Below are 24,548 nucleotides of genomic sequence, written 5' to 3' on the forward strand. Positions count from 1 at the left end.
GGCAATCATTCTCATCATTGTGTATAATAGTAGATAGTTTTGGTAAGGATAGATTTTTGGCGGATAGGAATAAAAACGATCGAAAATGTCAAATCAACATTTTATGTCGAAGACTGCAAAACACTTGACAAGTTGTCCGCTAGTAATTAATATTAGTTTATAATCATTACAAACAATAAACCATTCTCAGGAGGAAATAACATGTCTCTTATTGGAACAGAAGTACTACCGTTTAAAGCATCCGCATATCACAATGGTCAATTCATCGATGTATCCGAAGCTAACTTCAAAGGCAAATGGAGCGTAGTATGCTTCTACCCTGCTGACTTTACATTCGTATGTCCGACTGAGCTGGGCGACCTGCAAGATCAATACGAGACACTGAAGTCTCTTGGCGTTGAAGTGTACTCCGTATCGACAGATACTCACTTCACTCATAAAGCTTGGCATGACAGCTCCGAGACAATCGGCAAAATCACATACATCATGATCGGCGACCCATCGCATACGATCTCCCGCAACTTCGACGTTCTGATCGAAGCTGACGGTCTGGCTGACCGCGGTACATTCATCATCGATCCAGACGGCGTTATCCAAACGGTTGAGATCAATGCTGGCGGCATCGGCCGTGACGCAAGCACGCTGGTTAGCAAAATCAAAGCGGCTCAATACGTACGCAACAACCCGGGTGAAGTATGCCCTGCAAAATGGCAAGAAGGCGGTTCGACGCTGAAACCTAGCCTTGATCTGGTAGGCAAAATCTAAGGAGCTGTTCCTATGGTATTAGACGGAGATATTAAGGCACAATTAAACCAATACCTTCAGCTAATGGAAGGCGATGTGCTGATCAAGGTCAGCGCAGCATCCGATCCCGTGTCCAAGGACATGCTGGAGCTAATGGATGAACTCGTCGGCATGACATCCAGAATTACGGTCGAGAAGGTTGAGCTGGCCAGAACGCCAAGCTTCAGCGTAAACCGTGTCGGTGAAGATACAGGTGTCGTATTTGCCGGTATCCCGCTCGGACATGAATTCACTTCCTTCGTGCTGGCTTTGCTGCAAGTAAGCGGCAGAGCCCCGAAGGTCGACCAAAGCGTGATTGATCAAATCAAAGGCATAAAGGGCGAATATAAGTTTGAATCGTTCATTAGCCTCAGTTGTCATAACTGTCCGGACGTTGTTCAGGCGCTTAACCTGATGAGCATCCTTAATTCGGGCATCTCGCATACGATGATTGACGGCGCGGTATTTAAGGAAGAAGCGGAAAGCAGAGATGTCATGGCTGTTCCTTCCGTATTTCTGAACGGCGAGTTTTTCGGAAGCGGACGTATGTCCATCGAGGAGATTCTGGCTAAAATTGTGGAAGCTCCCGATGCATCCGAGTTCGATAACAAGGAGCCTTTCGACGTGCTTGTTGTCGGCGGCGGCCCTGCCGGCGCAAGCGCGGCGATCTATGCCGCACGTAAAGGCATCCGTACCGGTATCGTGGCTGAGCGCTTCGGCGGTCAAGTGATGGATACTGTCGGCATCGAGAACTTCATTAGCGTGAAGTACACCGAAGGTCCGAAGCTTGCGGCAAGCCTTGAAGAGCATGTGAAGGAATACAATGTAGACGTGATGAAGCTGCAGCGTGCCAAACGTCTGGAGAAGCGCGACTACATTGAGCTTGAACTCGAAAACGGGGCTGTTCTGAAGAGCAAAACCGTTATCCTGTCCACAGGCGCTCGCTGGCGCAATGTCGGCGTGCCGGGTGAGGAAGAGTTCAAGAACAAAGGCGTGGCTTATTGCCCGCACTGCGACGGTCCGCTGTTCGCAGGCAAGCATGTTGCGGTTATCGGCGGCGGCAACTCCGGTATCGAAGCTGCAATTGATCTGGCTGGTATCGTCAGTCATGTGACAGTTCTGGAATTCAATTCGGAGCTGAAGGCGGACGGCGTGCTGCAGGATCGTCTGTACAGCTTGCCTAACGTAACGGTCCTGAAAAACGTTCAGACGAAGGAGTTCACCGGAACCGACAGGTTGAACGGTGTGACGTATATCGAGCGTGACACAGGCGCGGAGAAGCATGTTGAACTGCAAGGCGTATTCGTACAGATCGGCCTTGTGCCGAATACGGATTGGCTGGGCGATGCGCTTGAGCGCACTCGCATGGGCGAGATCGTCGTGAACAATCACGGCGCGACAAGCCTGCCGGGCGTATTCGCTGCCGGCGACTGTACGAACAGCCCTTACAAGCAGATTATTATTTCCATGGGTTCCGGCGCTAATGCCGCCCTGGGCGCATTTGATTATCTGATTCGCAATTAACGGTCATCATAGAGCCGTCCGACTGTCTGATTGACAGCCGGACGGCTTTTTTTTTATGAGATTTACCTTGCGTTAAAACTTGCGCCTTTGATAAGGCATCCCTTGGCCTTCCTCGCAATACAGCTTCAGGCTATAGAGAAACATTGCCCAATTATAGTTGCAGAAACGGTAGAAGCCGGTTACTTCCTTCCAGTCCATATGACGGAAAGTAATATGCGTTTTGCCTTTCTTTTCTTCAAGCTCGAACGTAATGGAAGTCCCGACCCATTCCTGATCGGATTCGATGCACAGCCACTCTATCCGCTCTCCGGGGTTCAACTCCACGATTTGCATTTTGGTCAGGTCGTCTGTTCCGAATTGAAATTCGTTAACGGCTCCGACTTGTTCATGTACAGTTAATTCATTTGTCCACACCTCAGACAATCCTCTCGCGGTCGTCAGGGCGAAATATACGTCTGCAGCAGAGGCTTTTACGATCTGCAAATGCTCGATATCAGCCAGCTTAATCATTCCCTTCTTAAACTTGCTTAGCTACAGCATACCAGTTTTAGCAGTGTTGCGTTTCTTCCATATTGCTATTCTTTGCATTTCTTTGGATTGAATGGAATGCTATAATTTGTGAGATCGCTGTAGGGAGGGGATTTATGTATGCTCTTCGATTTACAAGGTGAGACAACTATGTCGCCAGTTGTGGGGATGTTATACTCCGCTGTACGGGAAAATAGCGAACGTCTGCAATGGATCACCTCTGGCATGTCACAAGAAGAAGTAGACTACAGGGGACCAGATCATAGCTTTAATAGTACGGCACAATTAATTAAGCACATCATGTATATTGATTTGAACTGGGCGTATCGGATTCAAGGACAACCGCTTCCCCCTTCTTTAAAAGAACAGCATGGACCTATGATTGATGAACAAAACAGGCTTCCAATGGTGAAGGGGATACCCTTGAACACATTGATGTCTCATTACGCAGAAGTGCTGAACATCGTGAAAGAAGCCTGCACGGAACTAGGAGATGCCGATCTGGATACAGTCGTTACGTTTGGCCATAAGAATGAGAAGCGAGCCACAATTCGCTGGGGACTATGGCATATGGCTGACCATAGCCGTTATCATCAGGCTCACATTCATTTGCTCAGAAAGTGGTATAAGGAAAATTCTGAATCACATTAGTTAGGATCGGCAGTTGACATCGCAACATGATTTCACTATACTAACTCTTAATCTTATATGCGATATACGTTGAAAGAGCCCAGTAGCAGCTTCTTCCCTGTTCTAGAAAGCCGGGGGGTGATGGAACCCGGTACACAGGAAGCCATGCGAATTACACTCTGGAGTATCTCGGGTAATGCCGAGCGGAATGGTGAACGATAACTCGCCAAGAGCGGTATCCATGGCGTGCGCTAGGCGCACTGTCCCATTGGTGCAATCTGGGTGGTAACACGGTTATTCAATCGTCCCTATGTCTACAATAGACAAGGGGCGATTTTTTGTTTTTCCACGCGGATTCATGCTTCGTAATAGGATAAATCATTATTGAAGGAGTGTATGGCTGTGAATATTATCGACGAACTCGAATGGCGCGACGCCATTAATCAGCAGACGGATGCAGAAGGGCTCCGCGAATTGACGAATGAAAAGGCTGTATCCTTATATTGCGGCGTTGACCCGACTGGAGACAGCATGCATATTGGCCACTTGATTCCATTCATGGTGCTCAAAAGATTCCAGCTAGCCGGCCATCGTCCGGTTATCCTGATCGGCGGAGCAACAGGCACCATCGGCGATCCAAGCGGACGCCAGACGGAGCGCTCCCTGCAGACGCTGGAGCAAGTTCAGGAGAATGTTGAAGCGCTGTCCGCACAGTTGAAAAAACTGTTCATCACTGACGGCGATAATCAGATTCGCATGGTGAACAACTACGATTGGACGCACAAAATCAATATCATTGAGTTCCTGCGCGATTATGGTAAAAACTTCAGCATTAATTCGATGCTGGCTAAAGATGTGGTATCGAGCAGGCTGGACAGCGGCATTTCCTTTACGGAATTCTCTTACCAGATTTTGCAGTCGATTGACTATCTTCACCTGTACCAGCATGAAGATGTTCAGCTCCAGATTGGCGGCTCCGATCAGTGGGGCAACATTACGAGCGGTCTTGATCTCATTCGCAGAAAAGAAGGCTCTGAGGCGAAAGCGTTCGGCCTCACCATTCCGCTGATGCTGAAGGCAGACGGCACGAAATTCGGCAAAACGGCGGGCGGAGCGATCTGGCTGGACCCGAACAAGACGACGCCGTTCGAATTCTACCAGTTTTGGACTAACACCGACGACCGGGATGTCGTGAAATACTTGAAGTACTTCACATTCCTGTCCAAAGATGAGATCGATACGCTGGCGGCAAAGGTAGAATCGGAGCCTCACAAGCGCGAAGCGCAAAAGACGCTGGCTGAGGAAATGACGAGATTCGTTCACGGCGAGGAATTGCTTGAACAAGCTAAGCGGATCACAGCTGCGTTGTTCAGCGGTGACATCAAGTCGCTTACGGCTGACGAAATTGAGCAAGGCTTCAAGGATATGCCGACATACGAGGCCTCGCTGGAATCCAAAAATATCGTCGAGTGGCTGGTTGATCTGGGAATCGAGCCTTCCAGACGTCAAGCGCGCGAGGATATTACGAAAGGCGCTATCTCCATGAACGGAGAGAAAGTAAGCGACTTGGAGCTGGAAATAACCGCAAGCCAAGCGATTGGCGGCCGGTTCATCATTATCCGCAAAGGCAAAAAGAACTATAGCCTGGTCAAATTATCTCAATAGACCATATAACGAGAAGCTGTCCTTCCATTGTGAAGGGCAGCTTCTTTTTTTTTGCGGCCACATCGCCGGGTTGTAACACTATTAGCAGCTTGCTTGGAAGGACACGCGATTGCCTGTTTATTTTTTGTTTATTGGCAATTGATATGATTTTGTTGATAAATAACATGGGTCTGGCATCCGGTCGAGTTCTGCGGATGTGACGGCCCAGTAGGCGAAAGCTGCCATTAACAATATGGGCTCCCGCATGATCGTGAATGGAAGAGAAAATGGAAGCTTCAAGCCGAGAAGATATGACTCGCGCTGAAGTTGCGGTTATAATTCAGAGGCTGCTGAGGAACTCCGAGCTCCTGTAAATTGCTATGGAGCAAGGTCAGCTCGATCACCAGATGTGATCGGGCTGATTTTGTCAATTGACGCTTGAAAAATGACAGGCGCCATTCGCGCCATGCAAAAACTTCTTTACTCCTATTCCTAGATTAATATAATTACGATAGTGGCAGTGAAAGCAAGTACACAGCTGAACTGCTCCATACCTGCACTGGCCGTAAGCCGAGACCTGGTGAAGCTGGCATCGAAAGGGGCAACTGCGGTGTTGAGAAGAATAGTAATGATTTGCTTCATTGGTATTGTATCTATTTCATTAATTCCACTATCGATATATATGGATAACGTCAATCGGGCTGACGGCCCGAAGGTTCGTGAAGGCATAATGGATTTAACCGGCTGGAACTATGAAGACAACGGCAGAATCAAACTGGATGGCGATTGGGAGTTTTATTGGAATCGTCTGCTGACGGCAGCGGACTTCCAGTCAGCCGAATCGGAGCTGACGGCGGATCGCCTCTATATGAGTGTGCCGTCCACATGGAACGGTACTGACTATCAAGGCAGCCCGCTGCCTGCATATGGCTCTGCTACCTATCGGGCTGTGCTGCGGAATGTGCCTGAAGCCGGAATCTATGCGCTTAAGAAGACGAACATCCGGTTCTCAAGCGAAATCTATGTGAACGGGCAGCGTCTGTTGGAAGACGGTGCCACGGCAAGCAAGCAAGCGGATTATAAGCCGGGCAACGTACCGAAGTTTGGTCTATTTGCAGCAGAGCAAGGAGAAATTGAAATTATCGTTCACATCTCCAACTATGATTATATTAATGGAGGCATTCCGCTCTCGATTTACTTCGGCGAACAGACGGCAATGGTCGGGCATGAAGAGAAGACGCTTATGCGGGAGTTCAGCATTGTTGCCATATTAGGCACGCTTGCGCTCATCTATCTCATTTGCTTTTTCGCTGCGTTTATCTTCCAACGACGGGATTATTCCCTGCTGGCCTTTGCATTTATTTGCTTGTTGTTCGCCATCTACCATGGCTTGATCGGCGAGAGGTCGCTCCTGCAATTTTTGCCGGACATGCCGTTTCAGGTGCTGTACAAATGGAAGGATATTATATCTACCGCATGCTTTATCATACTGGCTGGCATCTTCTATCAACTGCAGAAAAGCATCGCTTCCTTGAAGCTTACACAAGTGATTACGGCTGTTTTGGGCTGTTTTATCGTCTTGATTGTGATTTTGCCTATCCATTCATATACGACAATTCAGATCTATATCGTCATCATCTATGAATTTATGCTGATCTGGATGCTGGTCAAGGTGGCGGGACTGTACATCAGAAGCGAACCAAGAGAACGGCTCAAGTCGTTGCTGTGGTACATCGCGATATTGACGATTAATCTCTATTCATTGGACATTATATTGCAAGCCGTTTCCTGGAAGGAGGGTCTGTGGCTTGGCCAGTTCTATGTCGTATTTTTTAATCTCATCATAATCGGTCTCATTGTCCTTCGTTTCTTCGAGGCTTATCACACAATCAACGCGATGAAAAATCAATTGGTACAGCTGGATAAAATCAAGGATGACTTCCTGTCCGATACCTCTCATGAGCTGAAGACGCCGCTGAATGCAATTGTGAGCATTACCGATACGCTGCTCAAAGGGGCGGAGGGGCCAATGAACGAGGGACAAGCCCGCAATCTCGCTATCGTAATGGGCAGTGGCCGCAGATTAACCTTGATGGTTAACGAGCTGCTTGATTATTCCAAGCTGAAGCATGGGGATATCGTGCTGTACCGAAGCCCCCTTGATCTGGGGGCGGCTGTAGATTCGGTCATCCGCATTCACTCCTTTCTGCTTGCCGGCAAAACGATTGCGCTTCTCAATCGGGTGGATCATGAGATGGCGCTTGTCTATGCGGACGGCAACCGGCTTCAGCAAATTCTTCATAACCTGATCGGCAACGCCATTAAATTCACGAATCAGGGCTATGTAGAAATTAGCGCAGCCGTCAACGGAAACAAGGCTGAGATTCAGGTGCGCGACTCCGGGATTGGCATTGCCGAGCATATGCAGAGCAGAATCTTCCAGGCATTCGAGCAAGCCATCGATACGGCGCCTTCTCCTGAAGCGGGAACGGGTCTTGGATTAAGCATTACGAAGAAGCTGGTCGAATTGCATGACGGGACGATTGGGGTCGAATCGGCTCCGGGGCAAGGTTCTGTGTTCACGTTCACCTTGCCTCTGGCCGCTGCCAGATCGGTCAGAAGCCAGTCGGAGGCAAGGGCTGCAGTAGCGATTACAGCGATCCGCCAGCCGGATTATCCGCTTTATGTGAAAGGGGAAATTGACGAGACCATTCTCGTGGTTGACGATGATTTCGCTAATCTGCAATCTATGATTAATCTCTTGAAGCTGGAAGGTTACTCCTTCGTAGTTGTGAATCGAGGGGGAATGGCGCTTCAGGAAATCTCGAAGCGGGACTTCTTCCTGGTGCTGCTCGATATCTCCATGCCGGATATGACGGGATACGAGGTGCTTCAGCGAATCAGGGAACGATTCTCCATCTTCGAGCTGCCGGTCTTAATGCTTACGGCGAAGAACAGGGTAAGTGAAATGAAGGTGTCGATGGATAACGGCGCCAATGATTTTGTCGGCAAACCATTCGAAGCGGAGGAACTGATGGCGCGCGTGAGAAGCTTGACCCGATTGAAGGCGTCGATGATAAATGCCAAGGATGCGGAAATGGCCTTCCTGCGCTCCCAGATCAAACCTCATTTTCTATACAACGCCTTGAATGCTATTGCTGAGCTATGCGTGGACGAGCCTGAGCGGGCGGAGCAGCTGACGCTTCATCTCTCGCAATATTTGCGAAGCAGCTTCGACTTTAAGCATTTAGATTCATTAACGACGCTGGATAGCGAGCTGAAGCTGGTTGAGGCTTATGTTCATATCGAGCAGGCTCGATTCGGCGACAGGCTGCAGGTGGTCTATGAGGTGAATGCCCATACGATGATTCTCATTCCGCCGCTGATCCTACAGCCTTTGGTGGAGAACGCGATACGTCATGGGCTAATGTCCAATCTGGCGGGAGGCAAGGTTGTGATTACGATTACCGAAGTGAACGGAACAGTCAGGTTCCAAGTAGAGGACGACGGATGCGGGATGAGTGAGCAAAAGCTTGAGGAGACACTAAGGGCGGACGGAGAACGTAGAGGCGTCGGATTGTGGAACATCGACAGGCGCATCAAGTTAATATATGGACAGCGCATTGAAATCAGCAGCCGGGAAGGAGCCGGAACGACGGTTGCGTTCCAAATTCCGGCTCAGCTGCGGAGGCAGATCGGAGAGATGAGGCATGCTGAGAGCGATTATTGTAGATGACGAGCCGTTGTCGGTAAAACGGTTAAACCGAATATTATCGGAGAGCGGAACGGTTGATGTGAACGGTACATTTCTGAGCCCGCTGGATGCTTGCGAATTCGCCGGAGAGCATCCGCTGGATATCGCCTTTTTGGATATATCGATGCCTGAGATTGACGGCATGTCCTTATCCGAAAAACTGAGGGAGCTTCATCCGGCCATGCATATCGTATTTGTGACCGGCTACGATGAATATGCCGTTCAAGCCTTTGAGTTGAACGCACTTGATTATGTGATGAAGCCAGTAACCGCTGAGCGTGTAGCGCGTACGCTGGATCGTATCCAGAGCAGGCCTGTCGCGGCGTTCCCCGAACCGCTCTTTGCGGTCCGTGTATTCGACGGCTTACGATTGTTCCGCCAGGATGAAGAGCGAATATTGCTAAAGCTAAGAAGCCCCAAAACAGAAGAACTGCTTGCCTTTCTCATTTATAGAGGGAAAGTGAGCCGCGAAGAAATTATCGATACGTTGTGGAGCGGGCTTGAGCCGGAGAAAGCTCATAAAAATCTCAATTCGACCTTGTATTATATACGCAAGGCCATTAGCGAAGCCCGGCTGGACAATCTGATAAAAACCTATCGCAAAGAAATCTGGATTGAAGAGAAGCATATGACATGCGACTTATACAGGTTTAACCGTCTGGTCAAGCAAATCAGGCAGAGCCAAGAGGCAAGTGTGCTCCGGTTGATCGAGCAGGCGGAGGAGTTGTATACAGGGCCATTCTTGAACGGCAAAGGATACGAGTGGGCCGACGCTTACGGCAGGCAGCTTGAACGCGAGTTCATTCAATTATTGGAGTTGGCGGGGAAAATTCATCTGGAGCGCGAGGAGCGGAAACCGGCTTTGCATTATTTTGAGGCCATTCTGAAGCTTGATCCGCTGCGGGAGGATATTAGCCTTGAGGCAGTCAGACTGTATATCGCGATCGGAAGAATGAACGAGGCGATTCGCTATTATCATGATTTGGAGCAGCTGCTCCAGCAGGAACTGGGAACGCAGCCTGATCCCCGTATTGAAGAGGCGATCCGTATCGCAACCCGATGATCGCTCCTGGATAAAAAAAAGACTCCAAAGTCGCTAACGCAGCGGTTTTGGAGTCTTTTTGCAGTGGGCACCTATTGGCTCAGCACACGCTCTTTGCGTCTGCTAACGAGGACGATAGCGGCGAATAGCAGCAGCACCGCACCGGTGAAGAGGAAGCCCTGGCTTTCGTCGAAGGGCAGCCAGCCCAGCAGCGAGGATCCGGCAACCACGCCAAGCGAGAAGAAGGCGTAGAAGTAGCCATATGCCTTGCCCCGCAGTTCGGCTGGCGTCGCCCGAATGAGCATCGTGTTGATTGACGGGAACAGGAAGGCGAAGCCGACCCCGTATAATCCAAGAACGGAGTAGAGCGCCCAGGTTGTGTCGGATTGGCTGATCAGCAGCTGGCTTAAACCCATTAGCCCGATGCCAAGCGCCATCGTAATGGAAGGAGCGACACGGTCGAATATGCGGTTCGTCGGGAGGACGAAGATGAGAACTGCAATGATGCCGAAGGCGCTCATCAAGGTGCCGCTCAATCTGGAATCATAGCCTAGCGACTGGACGTGGAGCGGCAGCAAGTAAGCAATGACGCCCTGCGAGAACATCAGAAAGAAGGCGCCTCCGTATGCCTTCATCACAGCCATATTAAGGAACGAGCCAGCTGCGGCGGACTCGTCCTTATCTTTCTTCACGATCTTGTACTTGCTGAGGAAGATGGCCGACAAGACGGCAAGAGCCAGTCCCAACACCGCGACGCATGTGAATACGAACGGAACGGATGTCTTGCTCGCCATAATGCCGCTGAAGGCAGGACCGATAATCGCGGCAAGTCCCACGAACGTGCCTGTAAAAGCAACCTTCTTCCCTTGCTCATTCTGCACTGTTGTGTTCGCGGAGAACGTGAAGGCGGCTGGTACAATCAAGCCCGCAACAAAGCCGTGAATAATGCGAACGACGATTAGCCAGGCTGGCTGCTCAACAAAGTGATACAGCAGCAAGGCGCCGCTCGACAAGACGAGGCCGGCCATCAATAGCTTGAATGGTCCGATCTTGTCGGTCATGATGCCGGAGAGTATATTGCCAAGCGTATTGGATAGTGAATAGAGGCCAATGACAAATCCGACGATAAACGAGCTGGCGCCGATGGAAGCGGCGAAGGTGCTCATGACCGGGAGCTGCGCAAATAAATCGAAGAAGGAAAAGAAGACGATGCTGTATACGAGCAGAGCGTAATTGAACGGCTTAACCGAATATTTCGCCTGCGCCTTCTTTAGCTGCCAGTCCAGTACAAAGTTGCCGAAAGGAACAAATGCAACAAGCAAGGCTGCGGCTGACCACAACAGATTCCATCTGACCCTCAGAGCGGCGTAGAGGATCGCCAGCGCGTAGAGGCTGAATATCCCCCCGTGAATGCTGCCAACAAGGGTGACGACTTTCTCGAATCCCCATATATATTTGAGCGGCATAGCGATGCCAAGCAAGACTAGTAGCGACAGTCCGTCGAATAGTCCGGTAATGCGCAATAGACGTATTGGGTGTGCTTTCACTTCAGTAGGCTCCTATTTCATGATGTGTATTTATTTATTGCTGACTCTATTCTATCACTTTATGACAGAAGGTTTGCATGGAAAGATGAACAAATCGGTAGAATTGACAGCATGGCGGACAGGACCAGCCAAATCATACCACTGCATGGCCGTTCTGGTTGTTTTACAATGGACAAATGCAACTCCTGAATTTTTTTTAAAATCGATCGAACATTTTGCCCATCTCAATTGTGTTAATAGTAAAGGGGGGACAGCAGCATGGAGGATGCCTTGCAGCGTACGGGCAAGGATATCACTCAAATCTACAATTGTCATGCAGATACGATATACAAGGTCTGTTTCATGATGTTAAAAAATGTGGTTGATGCGGAGGAAGCAACACAGACCGTCTTCTTAAAGCTAATGAGATCCGACCAGACATTCCAAGACACCGAGCATGAGAAGGCTTGGCTTATTGTGACTGCCCGCAATCATTGCAAAAATATGCTTAAACATTGGTGGAGACGGCTGCGCGTCACACTGGAAGAAAGCGATCAGAAGCAGTTATCCGAGGAAATCAGGCACGACGATCTGTTAGATGAAGTGCTATCCCTTCCTGAGAAATACCGTTTGCCGATCTACTTGCATTATTATGAGGGATACAGCACGAAGGAAATAGCAGATATGCTCTCTATAAAAGAACCGACCATTCGCACGCGGCTACATACGGGCAGGAAACTACTGAAGCTGTCGATAGGTGGTGAGCGATATGAATGAGAAGGAATTAATCGCCCGCATGTCGAGGCTAGGCCCGACTAAGCTGCAGAAGAAGCGAATGCTAAGCCGTATCCTGGGCCAGAAGGCGCGACGGAAGCCTCCTTTGAGGCGTAGCGTCAAAATCGCCATTCCTGCCATAGGCTGCGCGGTACTGTCGCTGGCGCTTTTCTTCCCGGTCTTCTTCAAGGCTGACCCGGCTATTCCGTCGCTTACAGCGCTTCAGCAAGTCCAGCCATCGCCATTTACCGTTACTCCGCGTCATATGCCGCTGTCGGTATCACTCGGTCCGCTGAAGATGATGAACTATAACGGGCATCGTTATACGTTTCTGAATGACGGGGCTCCATACGATCTGGCGGATCGGATGCCAGGGGTGGAGGAGAAGCTTGGATTATTGCAGTACGATCTGAAGTCCGATATGGAGAACGGCGGCAAGGACGGGTATGCCGGGCTGGATTATGCGACGACCTATCTGCTTGGAGGCTCGATCTATCGGCTTCCGGGATATGACCCTGCTTTTCGGCTGGCTGTGGAGCATGAGGGCCGCTATTATATTGCCCAGTTGTCCGGCAGAACGGATAACAGCATCATCCCGGCCGTTGAATATGCGGAAGCAGCGGAGCTGGCACGACTGACCCAAGAAGTCGACATCATGAATCACATCGGCAGCGTTCAGCTGCATACGCTTGACCGGAAGAAGGACGTTCGGAAGTGGATTGAGATGTTTAGCCAAAGCGAAGCGGCGGTTAATAGAGATAGAGAAGCTGATGAACAATGGGCCAAAGCCCAGTCCGAAGGAAAATCCTATCTGGCAAAGCTTCGCTTGAAGGACGGCACGGCGATTGACATCTTTGTTATACCGGAACTGGGAATGGCCTCTCTTGGCGACAATCGCTATATTTTGCCGGAAGCGTTCAGGGAAGCTTACGCCGATTTATTCCATAGCCCAACATGAAAGGGAGAATGACGATGAAGAGATACGTGAAACATACCATTTGTGCATTGACAGCAGTAGCTTGCTTGACAGGAGGAGCTTCGGCATTTGCAAGCGAAGCGCCGCAGCAGATCGTACCGATCAGCGCGCCTATTGTGCCGATCAGCGCACCGGCATATGAGATCATGCAGCAGAAGTGGCTGGATTCGATGGTGGTCTACGGTACGGCTACGCTTATGGAAGACGGCCGCATCATGCTGGAGAACAATAATGAGAATGCGCAGTTTGAGCAAATCATCCTGAACGTCAGCGAGGATACGCTGATCCTGGACGCAGTGAGCGGCCTGCCGAAATCGGTGAAGGATATTCGCGAGAACGAGATCATTTACGCTTACGTTGGACCGGCTATGACGATGAGCCTGCCGCCGATGACGAAGGCGGAGGTTCTGCTCACGTCGATTCCGGCTGACTTTGCCGTACCGACTTATGAAGAGATCGACAGCGTGAAGCAAGAGGAGAACGGCAACGTTATCGTGCATACGAACCGGGATGCGACGTATACGGTAACGGATGACACAGAGCTGTTCCCTTATCTGACGAAAAACATCGTAACCAAGCATAATCTGAAGCCGGGCACGAAGCTGCTGGTATGGAAGCAGATCGTACAAGGCGAAGCGGTTGAGGAAGCTGCGGAATCAACCAAAATGATGGTATTCCCATACTCCTATAACGGCTATGTGCAAGCGGGTCTGGAGAACTTGCTCGTGAATGGCGAAGCGCTTGAACTTGCGGAAGGCGAGCAGCCATATGTGGCTAACGGCCGTCTGATGCTGCCATTCCGCCAAGTGGTCGAGGCGCTCGGCTATACGATCGAATGGAATGCGGAGACGAGCAGCATCAAGGTGCTTAGAGGCGATCAGGAGCAATATAGCTTTGCTGCCCGCGCTACTGAGGTAGCCAAAGGAGAAGATACGCATACGCTGATCGAAGCTGCGGCGTTGAAAAACGGCGTGACGTTTATGACGGCGGACGACCTGCTGCTGCTTAGCGGCGCGAAGCTGGCGGAGTAGTTTTGCCCTCGTGTTGAACCTATAGCGTGAAAGCAAGAAGCTGTCTTGGAGCCCCGTCGGGCTTCCAGGACAGCTTCTTTGTTATGCCGCTACGTCAGCGTGTTTCTTCCAGCATTATTTGCTGAAGAAGTCGATTAACCACTTGGCTAACTGACTATGGGCACCGCTAATATAGCGCTCCGAGCCGTAGATGAGCTCCAGATGGCGCATCGGCGCATGATCCGATATCGGTATGGCGACAATGTCCGCCCTCATGGATGCCTGCTTGAGCAAGCTTCCGGGTTGAATGGTAGCGCCGACTCCCGCTCGCACCAACTGCAGAAGCGAGATGGCCGTACTGGTTTCCATTACGGTCGATAGTCGGAAGCCGCCTTGCTCGCGGCATACTTTCTCGACAATATCGCGGCCGATGAATCCTTGCGGATACATCACAAGCGATAGATGCTCCAATTCGCGCAGCTTAATGGAAGCTCTGCCGGCAAGCTCGCTTGAGGAATGAACGAGCAGATGGTAAGGCTCCGATCGAAGCGGAATCTGTACCAGCCGGGAGTCTCTTGGGCTTCTCAGCGCGATGCCAATGTCTACCCGGTTGCTCAGCACTTCCTCTAGAATGTGGATGGTCGAGAAGGCTTGCAGCTGAACATCGGGATATTCGGAATTGAAGTGGATAAAGAGCGGTACCAGTTGGAAATCTAAATCCGACGGCAATACGCCTAGCCGCACCGTGCCTCGCGCGGAAGACATCAGCTCGCGTATTGCGATCTTGGCATCCTGTTCCGCCAGAAGCATGCGTCCGCCGTGAACGTGCAGAAGCTTGCCGGCTTCGGTCGCCACGACCTGCTTGCCGATACGATCGAATAGCGGCATGCCGAGCTCTGCCTCCAGCACACGAATCTGCTGACTTAAGGTGGGCTGAGAAATGCCCAGCGATTCTGCCGCCTTCGTAAAGTGAAGATGCTCGTAAACGGCCATAAAATATTGGATGTGCCGAGTGTCCATAGCTTCTCCTTAATTGATAGTATTTTACTATTATAATAATAGAAATTATAGGATTGATCAATGGATGTGGAGTCTCTATACTTTGTGTACACAGATATAGAGGGAGTGACCACATATGAAGAAACTATTTTGGCTGCTGGCGATTTTTATCGCCGCGCTTAACTTAAGACCGATTATTTCATCGGTCGCGCCTCTGCTCGGCACGATGCAATCGGGCCTCGGCATGAATGCATTGACCGCCAGTCTGCTCACGACACTTCCGGTATTGTGCATGGGCATCTTCGCTCCCGCAGCAACGGCTCTGCGGGATCGGTGGGGACTGGAGCGCACCATTTTTATTGCACTGGTTCTCATTACAGGTGCTACAGCGTTTCGGGGCATGATCAGCTCAGTCGGCGTGCTTGTCATTACGGCTATTGCAGGTGGCATCGGCATTAGCCTCGCTGGCCCGCTGCTGTCCGGTTTTATTAAGAAATATTTCCCCACCAAACCGGGTATTGTCAGCGTCTATTCCGTGTCATTGACTGTAGGTGCGAGCGCAGCGTCTGCATTGGCGATTCCGATCTATAACCGCCATGATCAAAGCTTATCCTATACATTGGCCATCTGGGCTATTCTGGGCATCCTTGCGTTGCTTGTCTGGCTTCCGCTCATTGGGAAGAAGGATCAAGCTGCAAGCGCAGTACGTTCCCGGCTGCCGCTTAACAATAAGCGCGCCATTCTGCTAACCTTGTTTTTTGGCTTGATGGCAAGCATGTTCTACTCGCTCACGGCATGGATCTCGCCTATTGCCCAGAGCTTCGGCTACAGTAAGGCAAGCGCGGCTATGCTGCTCACCGTGTTCACCGTAATCCAAATTCCGGTGTCGATGACGCTTCCGAGTCTGGTGGCCAAATACGGCAAGCGCGGATTTTTCCTCGTCACATGCAGTGTTTCCGAGCTAATCGGCATTATTATGCTTCTGCTTCATATGCCGATGCTGCCAGCCGCCATTTTTTTGGGCATTGGAGCAGGCGGACTGTTCCCGCTGGCGCTTATGCTGCCTATCGTCGAGACGACTACACCACAGGAAGCGGGAGCATGGTCGGCTATGTCTCAGTGCGGCGGTTATCTGATCGGAGCAATGGGACCGCTCTTAATTGGCGGACTGTATGATCACAGCGGCAATTTCACGCTTGCTCTTGTCGCCATGCTGTTTGTCATCATGGCCATGATTGTCGTTCAATTGCTCTTGTCCAAAAGCCCGGACAGCGTCCGAGTGGCGGAAGGCCGGGGTGTAAACGCATAATCAATCGCTTGTTTATCTTTATTCATCTTTACAGGGAAGGTCAGCCGCGGGCTGGCCTTTTTTATTGTTTCTCCGCTTTGTTTAAATTCCGTTTAAATAAGGGCGTTAAGATCGCAATAGATCAGATACAGAGGAGGAAATGCAATGATGGATAGGAGTGGATGGGCCGTCGAGGCTCAAGGGCTTGTGAAAGTGTTCGGAGAGCATCGTGCGGTGGACGGGGTGAACTTGAACGTACGCGCCGGCACGATCTATGGCGTGCTTGGCCCGAACGGCGCGGGGAAAACGACAACGATTCGCATGCTGGCGACTTTGCTGAGGCCGGATGGGGGTTCGGCTCGCATATTCGGACATGACGTGACAAAGGAATCTCAAATTGTGAGACAGCTTATCGGCGTAACAGGGCAATACGCCTCGGTCGACGAATCACTAAGCGCGATGGAGAACCTGATTATATTCTCGCGGCTTCTCGGGCTTAGCCGCACGGAATCGAAGAGAAAGGCAGAATCACTGCTGGAGGAATTCAGCTTGACGGAGGCGGCAAAGCGTCCGCTAAAAAATTTCTCTGGCGGTATGAGGCGCCGGCTTGATCTGGCGGCCAGCCTGATCGCCCAGCCGCCGCTCATCTTCCTGGATGAGCCGACAACAGGGCTCGATCCGCGCACGCGCGTCCAGATGTGGGAGACGATCCAGAAGCTTGTGAAGACGGGCTCGACCGTACTGCTGACTACCCAGTACCTGGACGAAGCCGACCAACTGGCGGACCGGATAGCTGTTATCGATCATGGCCGTGTTGTGGCTGAAGGGACAGTGGATGAGCTGAAGGCGTCGGTCGGCACTTCATCCCTGCATCTAAGCGTGCTGCAACCGCTACAGATGGAAGCTGCGCGCCACATGGTTGAACAGGTATTGAAGGTTCCGACGAGCGCAGCGTACGATTCTGGCAAAATTACGGCCCCGATGGCGAACACCGATCAAGTGACCGATCTGCTGATCGCGCTTCGTGAGGCGGGTATTCCGCTCGCCGAGATGAGCGTGCAGAAGCCCACGCTGGATGAAGTGTTCCTGTCGATTACGGGGAGTGGCACTCCGAACCCGCCGGCCTCGCAACCGCAAAATCAAACCAAAAAAGCGGAGGTGGCTAACCTGTGAGCCAAACTACAATAAACCCGGCTGCGCGTCGCCAGCTTAAGAACCGTACCAGCATCGGGCAGTCGATACGCCATTCGCTTACGATGGCCTATAGAGGCTTGCTTAAGCTTCGCCGCACGCCGGAGCAATTGTTCGACGTGACGCTGCAGCCGATTATTTTCACCTTAATGTTCACCTATATATTCGGTGGTGCCATCTCTGGCGATGTGCAGAGCTATCTGCCTGTGATTATTCCGGGGATTCTCGTCCAGACGGTGATCACGACATCTATCGTTACCGGCGTCCAACTGCGCGAGGATATGGATAAGGGCGTATTCGACCGATTCAAGTCGTTGCCCATTGCGAGAATCGCCCCGCTTGCAGGAGCGTTGCTGGCCGACACGGTCAGATATACGATTGCGACGGTGCTTACCTTTGCGATGGGGTATGTGATGGGGTATCATCCTGAGGGCGGACTTGCGAATGTGGCGCTTGCGGCGGTCATTGTCATCTTCTGCTCGTGGGCGATCAGCTGGATATTCGCGTTTTTTGGTGTTATTGCCCGAACAGCCTCCAGTGTGCAGGGAATCTCGATGATTGTTCTGTTCCCGCTGACGTTCCTGTCCAACGCCTTCGTGCCGGTGGAGACGATGCCGAACTGGCTGCAATGGTTTGTAAATATCAATCCCATCTCGCATTTGGTGACAGCTGTTCGGGATTTGACCAACACCGGAACAGTGGGCTGGGACCTCGCTATTTCTCTTATCGGCGCAGCGATTATTGTAGCGGTATTCGCCCCGATAACGGTTCGCGCTTACATGCGGCGGACATAGGGGCGAGCAGGATTCTGTCCCCTATGGGATCGTATGCTCGATACAATATTGGCGAATGGAATCGGTAAGCTGATACGTCAGCTTGCCGATTTGTTCTGGCGATTGCTCATAGTGCTGAAGGCTCCATTCAATGAGAATCCCGTGCAAGGCGGATGATAGCGAACGAAAGACATAGTAGTGCATCTCGCCGATCGACGCCTGCGGGGCTATAAAATAAGCCGTATATTTATACTGGACAAAATACTCCAGACTCCGGTAAATGATTTGCCTGATCTTGCGATCGGACAATTGAATGTTGTACAGCAGGGAAGCAGGGAGAAATTCCTTCCACATCTCAAAAAAAGCGATCAGCACGTCTGCTTCAGCCAGCTGCCGTTCTTTGATTCGATCGTCAAAGAAGTTGAATTGATGACACAGATAGTCGTACAAAATATCGTCTTTGTCTTCATAATTGCGGTAGATTGTTTGTCTTGCCAGACCGGATTTTTTGGCGATTTCCGTTACTTTGATATCGGAATAGGCTTTCGTCTCCATCAGATAGAGCAAAGAGAGCGTGATCCATTCCTTCGATTGCTGCTGCCCTTCGATGAAATTGCCGTTGATGTGCAACACTTCCTTTGTTTTGTCCATTTCGGAGCCCGATCTATTGAAATGGGCAGGCAACTATATTAGTGTTGTTATTGTAACATTTACTGAACCGTATGCGCATCGGTTGAAAAAGAAGTATCCTTTTTTTTCATCATCAAATGATAATGATACTCATTATTGAGTTACGGGAGCGGGAAAAGTGAAAAAACATACAACGATGAAAATGATGACAGCGACTATGTTAGTTATCGTTATGGCCATGCTTGCAGCATGCGGCAACAACAAGGAAGCAAATACCGGAAACAACGGCAACGCCGCTGAGCCTACGAAAGCGCCTGAAGTGGAAGAGACCAGAACAATCGCCCATGCGATGGGCAATACGGATATTAAGGGCACCCCGGCAAGAGTGGTTGTGCTGACGACGCAAGGAACAGAAACTTTAGTGGAACTCGGCATTAAACCTGTAGGAGCCGTTCATTCCTGGATCGGCGATCCTTGGTATGACCATATAGCGGATCAAATGGAAGGGGTAGAGATTGTCGGCGATGAGACACAGCCGAACATGGAGCTGATCGCGAGCCTTGAGCCGGACTTGATCCTGGGCACGAAGGTGAGACAAGAGAAGATCTACAGCCAGCTTAGCGCGATCGCGCCTACTGTATTTACCGAAAATCTGGGTGACAGCATGATCGAAAACTTCACGTTGTTCGCCAGTGCGCTGAACAAGGATGAGGAAGGCGCGAAGGCGCTGGCAGATTTCGAGAAGCTGGTGAGTGATACAGCAGCCAAGCTGGGCGATAAAGCTCAGGCGGAAGTATCGTTGGCTCGCTTCCAGGCAGGCAAAGCCAGAGTGTATTACAAGCAGAACTTTGCAGGCGTGGTGCTGGACAAGCTGGGTATTGCCAGAACGGAAGCGCAGAATAAAGCGGAGTTCGCTGAGGAAATTACGAAGGAGCAAATTAGCGTTCTCGATGGCGACGCCTTGTTCTACTTCGCATCGGACCGAGACGGCGAGACGGCTGCTGCCGATACTGCTAAGGAATGGCTGGCCGATCCGATCGCCCAAAATATGAAGGTGAACGCGAACGGACAAATTTATCAGGTGGACGAAGCGATCTGGAACTCCGCAGGCGGCATTCTTGCTGCGAAGCTGCTGGTAGCCGACATTGAGAAGTATTTTGCAAATATTCAACGTTAGCATCTTGCGTTAACGGTATAGAAGGGAATTATGAACATGACCTCTCTTTTGTCGACCGACAAAGGAAAAGCTGCCGGCTTTGCCGGAGCGCTGGCGCTGCTGATCGTCTCTGCAGCGGCCAGTGTCTTGTTCGGGCTAAGGAATTTTGATCCGGAAACCGTCATTCAGGCTTATACCTCGTACACGGGAAGCGATGAGCAGCTTATTATCCGAACTTCCCGTGTGCCTCGCGCCTTGACTGCCGCTCTTATCGGCTGCAGTCTTGCCGTTAGCGGGGTCATGCTGCAGGCGATGACGCGCAATCCGCTTGCCTCGCCCTCTATTCTGGGCATCAACGCGGGCGCAGCGCTTGCGATTGTGTCGATGCTCTATTGGTACGGAGCGGTCTTTGCGTTCGCGGATTTAATGTGGGTGGCCTTTGTAGGAGCTGGCGTATCCGCCTGCCTGATCTTCCTGATCGCGACAGCGGGCAAAGGAGGCATGACGCCGATTAAGCTGATATTGACGGGATCGGCGCTGGCGTCCTTCGCTTCTTCCATCAATTCATTATTTATGCTGATCAGCAATGAAACGTTGGAGGGCGCGCTGTACTGGCTGGCCGGCTCGGTATCCAACAGCAATCTGAGCCATACGGTTCAATTGTTGCCGTATATGGCGGTTGCGTTGGTCATGGCTATGCTCTTGACGCGATCACTCAACGTGATGGCGATGGGCGATGATGTGGCGAAAGGGCTCGGCCAACGGATGGTCTGGGTGAAAGTCCTCACCTTGTTCGTTGTCGTGCTGCTCGCCGGAGGCAGTGTCGCGCTTGCAGGACCAATCAGCTTTGTCGGGATCATGATTCCTCATATCTCGCGCTGGTTGATCGGCAATGACCATCGCTGGCTGCTGCCATACAGTGCTGTGCTGGGAGCCGCTTTTTTGCTGCTGGCGGATGTCCTGTCCCGCTTTTTGATTCATGCCAAGGAAGTGCCGGTAGGCGTGACGACAGCCATACTAGGCGTCCCTTTTGTAGTGGTGCTCGTAAGGAGGAAGGCGCTTGGGCAGGTTTAGACAGTCTTATCGCAGAATGACGGAGCGGCATCGCAAGCCGATTGTTATGATCAGGCTGCTTATGCTGACGATCTTATTGCTCCTGGTCATCCTATTGAGCATCGGACTCGGCAGTCTTCATGTATCCGTCTCGGACGTGCTGCGAACGCTGATTGGGCTCGGCGAGCAGAAATACGAGCTGATTGTATTCCAGCTCCGAATGCCGCGCATTGCGGCTTCGGTATTAGTGGGCGCTGCGATGGCGATCTCGGGGACTATTCTGCAGGCCTTGATCCGCAATCCGCTAGCCTCGCCCGATTTGCTCGGGACGACTTCAGGGGCGACGGCAGCGGTCGTAGCTTTTATTACAATTATGAACGGCCAAGTGAATGTCGTATGGATGCCTATTGTTGCGATGGCGGGAGGTTGTATCGCTTCCGCCATTACGTATTCGCTGGCTTGGAGGAATGGGAGCTCGCCGCTTCGCATGGCGATGATTGGCGTGTCGGTTTCCTCCGCAATGGGGGCGCTGACGATTTATTTCACACTTGCAGGCCCGATTTACCTCGTCTCGCAGGCGCTCGGCTGGATGGCCGGAACGGTCTACGGCACGTCCTGGACCCATGTGTGGTACTTGGCGCCTTGGGTCATCATCGGCGGCATTGTCGCATGGGTTCAGTCCAGAAGCCTCAATGTGCTGGAGCTGGGCGACCGGATTGCCATTGGCGTCGGAATGCGGGTGGAACGGAATAGATTCTTATTCATCATCCTAGCTGTCATCCTTGCCAGCGCAGCGGTAGGCATCGCGGGAGGAATCAGCTTCGTCGGATTGATGGCGCCTCATATGGCCCGCAAGCTGGTAGGCAATCATAACGGAGCAATCGTGGCGGCTTCTGCATTACTTGGGGCGTTGTTCGTCCTGCTGGCCGATCTCGTCGGACGGACCTTATTTGTGCCGCTGGATATTCCTGCGGGAATCTTTACGGCAATATTAGGCGCTCCCTTCTTTATTTATTTGATGTATAGGCATCGCCATCATGGATAAGCGATACAAGAAACGGCTCATGGCCGTTTCTTTTTTTGTTGTACGGACAAGCCAGCCGTTTGTAGTAAAATGGGAGTAAAAACTGGTGTGATTGTAGGGGGGAAGAGATGTCAAAAGCGGACAATATGCTCGCCATATTATGGCTGCTCAAGTCGCGGCGAAGAATGACGGCAAAGCAGCTGTCGGATGAGCTGGAGATTCATATCCGGACGGTCTATCGCTGCATCGATGCCCTATGCATATCAGGAGTGCCCATCGTTGCTGAGGTCGGTCGGGACGGCGGCTATACGATTCCCGATTCCTTGAAGCTGGAGCCGTTATTCTTCGACGGGGAGGAGCAGAAGGCGCTTCTGCAAGCGGCGGCGTTCGCCAGAGAATCGGGTTATCCGTCTGAGGAAGCGCTCAATCGGGCTATAGCGAAAATGAAGCGGTACACGAATCCGCAGCAGCTGGAGTCGATGGAGCGGCGCGAGACCCATATTGAAGTGATCCAGCCGCCAGTCGCTTCGGCGCTTAGCTCCATGCTTGCTGAGCTGGAAGCCGGTATAGACGGGCAAACCAGCCTTGATCTCACCTACATGAGCGGATATGATTCCGATGCTACTAAGCGAAGAATTGATCCTTACGGGCTTGTCCATTGGAGGGCCAAATGGTATGTCGTCGGATATTGCCATCTGCGCGAAGCGCTTAGGAGCTTCCGGGTAGATCGGATCGACCGGATTGCGAATACCCCGGAGCGCTTTGATAGGCCAGCTGCTTTCTCCGCGCGGCAGTATTTGCTGGGGAGCCTGCTGTCCGAGCCGGGTGAGAGCGATGGCTCTGATAACTCCATGATCTCCGTGCTTATTCAGGGGTCGCCTCAGGCCATTAATGAACTATGCGGTCATTGGCTGCTCGGCCATGCGCTTGTCGAGCGTACGTCAAGTGAAGCGCGATTCCGGGTAGATGAATGGTCACTATATACTCAGATTGCTTATTATCTATTGTCCTTCGGAGGGAAGCTTCGAGTCGTCGAGCCGGAAGAGCTGAAGGGACATATGATCGATATTGCCGAAGATTTGCTGGACTATTATCGATCCTGACCGTAAACACTGACCGTTTCTGTCAGTATTACTGTTTTATAATGAAGCATATCAATCGACAGGAGGGTGCAAGATGCCAGGCTCGATTTTTAGACAAGAGGTTAAGCAAGCGACGGGAAGCACATGGGAAGAGTGGGTTGTCAGGCTTCAACAGTCCGTGGACCCTCAGTGGTCGCATGAAGGGATCGCTTCACATATCAGCGAGCAATACGAGGCTTCTGAAGAATGGAGCGAGTGGCTCGCGGTCATGTACGGGCAGGTGCTGGGGCGGACACCGGTCGGCGTTACGAAGGATGCAGGCGTACAGATTGGCGTCAGAAAGACGGTAGCGGCGCCGAAGGAGCGGGTATGGGATTATCTCGTGTCGCAGGAAGGTTTAAAGCTGTGGATCGGCGATGCGCCGTCGTTTAAGCTGGAGCAGGGAGAGGTCTATCAATCCGAGGAAGGAATATTCGGCAAGCTGACCGTCGTGAAGCCGTACCACAAGCTGAGGCTGACCTGGCAGCGCCCGGAATGGGACAACCCTTCTCGTCTGCAAATTTATGTACTGTCTGCGAAAGGGGATAAAACGACGATCTCCATCCATCAGGAGATGCTGGATGATGTTTATATGAGGGAGTTAATGAAGCGTTTCTGGGAGGAAAGGCTAGATGAATGGATAAGGGGGCTATAAATAGGATGAATAGATTTAGCCATATTGATCTGAGAGTAACAGCCTGGGATCAGGTGCGGGAATTCTATGAAGGGCTGCTGCCCGAGCTGGGCTTCGTACACCCTTATCATTCCAGGGACTGGTACGTATTCGCCTCTGAGGGAGAGCTGCCAAGCGTTCCTTATTTTGCCATAACGGAAGACGCTGACTATAAGCCGAACAACAACCTGGTCGGATTTTGGGCTGCCGACCGCGCAGAGGTTGATCGGATTGCCGGGACGGTGAAACGGCTGGGCGGAACGATAACAACTGGTCCGGGACTGCTGCCGATTAGCCCGACCTATTATGCCGTGTATTTCGAAGACCCTTGCGGCAACAAATACGAGATGATGCACCGATTGAATTAATGCAAGCTGCAAAAAGCCGTTCGGACGATCCGAACGGCTTTCTTGCATTATTCTCTAAAAAACGTACGTTGGCTAGTCATT

General features: G+C 51.3%; 22 protein-coding genes. 18 read left to right on the plus strand and 4 right to left on the minus strand.

Annotation, left to right across the window (positions count from 1 at the left end; all coding sequences use genetic code 11):
* Window positions 1–201: 201 nt before the first annotated feature.
* Together ahpC and ahpF are read left to right on the plus strand one after the other, a co-directional pair.
* Complete coding sequence (gene ahpC, locus D3P07_RS05030) at window positions 202–765, plus strand: alkyl hydroperoxide reductase subunit C (protein WP_119799024.1); 564 nt, start codon at window positions 202–204, stop codon at window positions 763–765.
* Between the two features lie 12 nt (window positions 766–777).
* Window positions 778–2,307: an alkyl hydroperoxide reductase subunit F gene (ahpF, locus tag D3P07_RS05035; protein ID WP_119799025.1), complete on the plus strand. Its 1,530-nt coding sequence runs from the start codon at window positions 778–780 to the stop codon at window positions 2,305–2,307.
* A 72-nt stretch (window positions 2,308–2,379) separates the two neighbouring features.
* Here the strand turns inward: ahpF and D3P07_RS05040 are convergent, their stop codons facing one another.
* Window positions 2,380–2,817: an SRPBCC family protein gene (locus D3P07_RS05040; RefSeq protein WP_259391366.1), complete on the minus strand. Its 438-nt coding sequence runs from the start codon at window positions 2,815–2,817 to the stop codon at window positions 2,380–2,382.
* 138 nt (window positions 2,818–2,955) lie between these two features.
* On the opposite strand from D3P07_RS05040, the gene D3P07_RS05045 reads away from it, so the two are divergent.
* From D3P07_RS05045 to D3P07_RS05065, 4 genes are all read left to right on the plus strand, one after another.
* Window positions 2,956–3,486, plus strand: a complete 531-nt coding sequence (locus tag D3P07_RS05045; RefSeq protein ID WP_119799026.1) for a DinB family protein — start codon at window positions 2,956–2,958, stop codon at window positions 3,484–3,486.
* Between the two features lie 381 nt (window positions 3,487–3,867).
* The gene (tyrS, locus tag D3P07_RS05050; RefSeq protein WP_119799027.1) at window positions 3,868–5,130 is read left to right on the plus strand and encodes a tyrosine--tRNA ligase; all 1,263 of its coding nucleotides are present in this window, start codon (window positions 3,868–3,870) and stop codon (window positions 5,128–5,130) included.
* Window positions 5,131–5,629: 499 nt separating this feature from the next.
* Window positions 5,630–8,845 (plus strand): ATP-binding protein, encoded by a 3,216-nt coding sequence (locus D3P07_RS05060; protein WP_147384482.1) that lies wholly within the window; start codon window positions 5,630–5,632, stop codon window positions 8,843–8,845.
* Window positions 8,820–9,926 (plus strand): BTAD domain-containing putative transcriptional regulator, encoded by a 1,107-nt coding sequence (locus tag D3P07_RS05065; protein WP_119799030.1) that lies wholly within the window; start codon window positions 8,820–8,822, stop codon window positions 9,924–9,926. Before D3P07_RS05060 ends, D3P07_RS05065 begins: the two co-directional genes overlap by 26 nt.
* A 71-nt stretch (window positions 9,927–9,997) precedes the next feature.
* Here the strand turns inward: D3P07_RS05065 and D3P07_RS05070 are convergent, their stop codons facing one another.
* Window positions 9,998–11,452, minus strand: coding sequence for an MFS transporter (locus D3P07_RS05070; RefSeq protein ID WP_119799031.1), 1,455 nt, complete (start codon window positions 11,450–11,452; stop codon window positions 9,998–10,000).
* A 258-nt stretch (window positions 11,453–11,710) separates the two neighbouring features.
* Between D3P07_RS05070 and D3P07_RS05075 the strand changes: the two genes are divergently transcribed.
* The 3 genes from D3P07_RS05075 to D3P07_RS05085 are packed head-to-tail and all read left to right on the plus strand — an operon-like array spanning window position 11,711 to window position 14,212.
* The gene (locus D3P07_RS05075) at window positions 11,711–12,208 is read left to right on the plus strand and encodes an RNA polymerase sigma factor (protein ID WP_119799032.1); all 498 of its coding nucleotides are present in this window, start codon (window positions 11,711–11,713) and stop codon (window positions 12,206–12,208) included.
* On the plus strand, window positions 12,201–13,163 hold the full coding sequence (locus tag D3P07_RS05080; RefSeq protein ID WP_119799033.1) for a hypothetical protein: 963 nt from the start codon (window positions 12,201–12,203) through the stop codon (window positions 13,161–13,163). The genes D3P07_RS05075 and D3P07_RS05080 overlap by 8 nt, the downstream gene beginning before the upstream one ends.
* A gap of 14 nt (window positions 13,164–13,177) precedes the next feature.
* Window positions 13,178–14,212 carry a stalk domain-containing protein gene (locus D3P07_RS05085; protein WP_182914185.1) on the plus strand — a complete coding sequence of 345 codons (1,035 nt, stop codon included), beginning with the start codon at window positions 13,178–13,180 and terminating at the stop codon, window positions 14,210–14,212.
* Window positions 14,213–14,326: 114 nt separating this feature from the next.
* Here D3P07_RS05085 and D3P07_RS05090 read toward each other — a convergent pair whose 3' ends face one another.
* Entirely contained in the window at window positions 14,327–15,211 is an 885-nt protein-coding gene (locus D3P07_RS05090; RefSeq protein WP_119799035.1) for a LysR family transcriptional regulator, read from the minus strand.
* 115 nt (window positions 15,212–15,326) lie between these two features.
* Between D3P07_RS05090 and D3P07_RS05095 the strand changes: the two genes are divergently transcribed.
* From D3P07_RS05095 to D3P07_RS05105, 3 genes are all read left to right on the plus strand, one after another.
* Window positions 15,327–16,499, plus strand: coding sequence for an MFS transporter (locus tag D3P07_RS05095; protein ID WP_119799036.1), 1,173 nt, complete (start codon window positions 15,327–15,329; stop codon window positions 16,497–16,499).
* Between the two features lie 144 nt (window positions 16,500–16,643).
* Complete coding sequence (locus D3P07_RS05100) at window positions 16,644–17,651, plus strand: ATP-binding cassette domain-containing protein (protein WP_119799037.1); 1,008 nt, start codon at window positions 16,644–16,646, stop codon at window positions 17,649–17,651.
* Window positions 17,648–18,463 carry an ABC transporter permease gene (locus tag D3P07_RS05105; RefSeq protein ID WP_119799038.1) on the plus strand — a complete coding sequence of 272 codons (816 nt, stop codon included), beginning with the start codon at window positions 17,648–17,650 and terminating at the stop codon, window positions 18,461–18,463. Before D3P07_RS05100 ends, D3P07_RS05105 begins: the two co-directional genes overlap by 4 nt.
* A gap of 21 nt (window positions 18,464–18,484) precedes the next feature.
* Here the strand turns inward: D3P07_RS05105 and D3P07_RS05110 are convergent, their stop codons facing one another.
* The gene (locus D3P07_RS05110; RefSeq protein ID WP_119799039.1) at window positions 18,485–19,093 is read right to left on the minus strand and encodes a TetR/AcrR family transcriptional regulator; all 609 of its coding nucleotides are present in this window, start codon (window positions 19,091–19,093) and stop codon (window positions 18,485–18,487) included.
* A gap of 157 nt (window positions 19,094–19,250) precedes the next feature.
* Here D3P07_RS05110 and D3P07_RS05115 point away from each other — a divergent pair, with 157 nt between their 5' ends.
* From D3P07_RS05115 to D3P07_RS05140, 6 genes are all read left to right on the plus strand, one after another.
* Window positions 19,251–20,249 carry an ABC transporter substrate-binding protein gene (locus D3P07_RS05115; protein WP_397334532.1) on the plus strand — a complete coding sequence of 333 codons (999 nt, stop codon included), beginning with the start codon at window positions 19,251–19,253 and terminating at the stop codon, window positions 20,247–20,249.
* A gap of 30 nt (window positions 20,250–20,279) precedes the next feature.
* Window positions 20,280–21,302, plus strand: a complete 1,023-nt coding sequence (locus D3P07_RS05120) for a FecCD family ABC transporter permease (RefSeq protein ID WP_259391367.1) — start codon at window positions 20,280–20,282, stop codon at window positions 21,300–21,302.
* Window positions 21,289–22,326, plus strand: a complete 1,038-nt coding sequence (locus tag D3P07_RS05125) for a FecCD family ABC transporter permease (RefSeq protein WP_259391368.1) — start codon at window positions 21,289–21,291, stop codon at window positions 22,324–22,326. Before D3P07_RS05120 ends, D3P07_RS05125 begins: the two co-directional genes overlap by 14 nt.
* A gap of 107 nt (window positions 22,327–22,433) precedes the next feature.
* On the plus strand, window positions 22,434–23,408 hold the full coding sequence (locus D3P07_RS05130) for a helix-turn-helix transcriptional regulator (protein ID WP_119799040.1): 975 nt from the start codon (window positions 22,434–22,436) through the stop codon (window positions 23,406–23,408).
* A gap of 73 nt (window positions 23,409–23,481) precedes the next feature.
* On the plus strand, window positions 23,482–24,081 hold the full coding sequence (locus D3P07_RS05135) for an SRPBCC family protein (protein WP_119799041.1): 600 nt from the start codon (window positions 23,482–23,484) through the stop codon (window positions 24,079–24,081).
* 5 nt (window positions 24,082–24,086) lie between these two features.
* Window positions 24,087–24,467, plus strand: coding sequence for a VOC family protein (locus D3P07_RS05140; protein WP_119799042.1), 381 nt, complete (start codon window positions 24,087–24,089; stop codon window positions 24,465–24,467).
* The last annotated feature ends 81 nt before the right edge of the window (window positions 24,468–24,548 follow it).

Source organism: Paenibacillus sp. 1011MAR3C5 (assembly GCF_003591485.1).
GTDB lineage: Bacteria > Bacillota > Bacilli > Paenibacillales > Paenibacillaceae > Pristimantibacillus.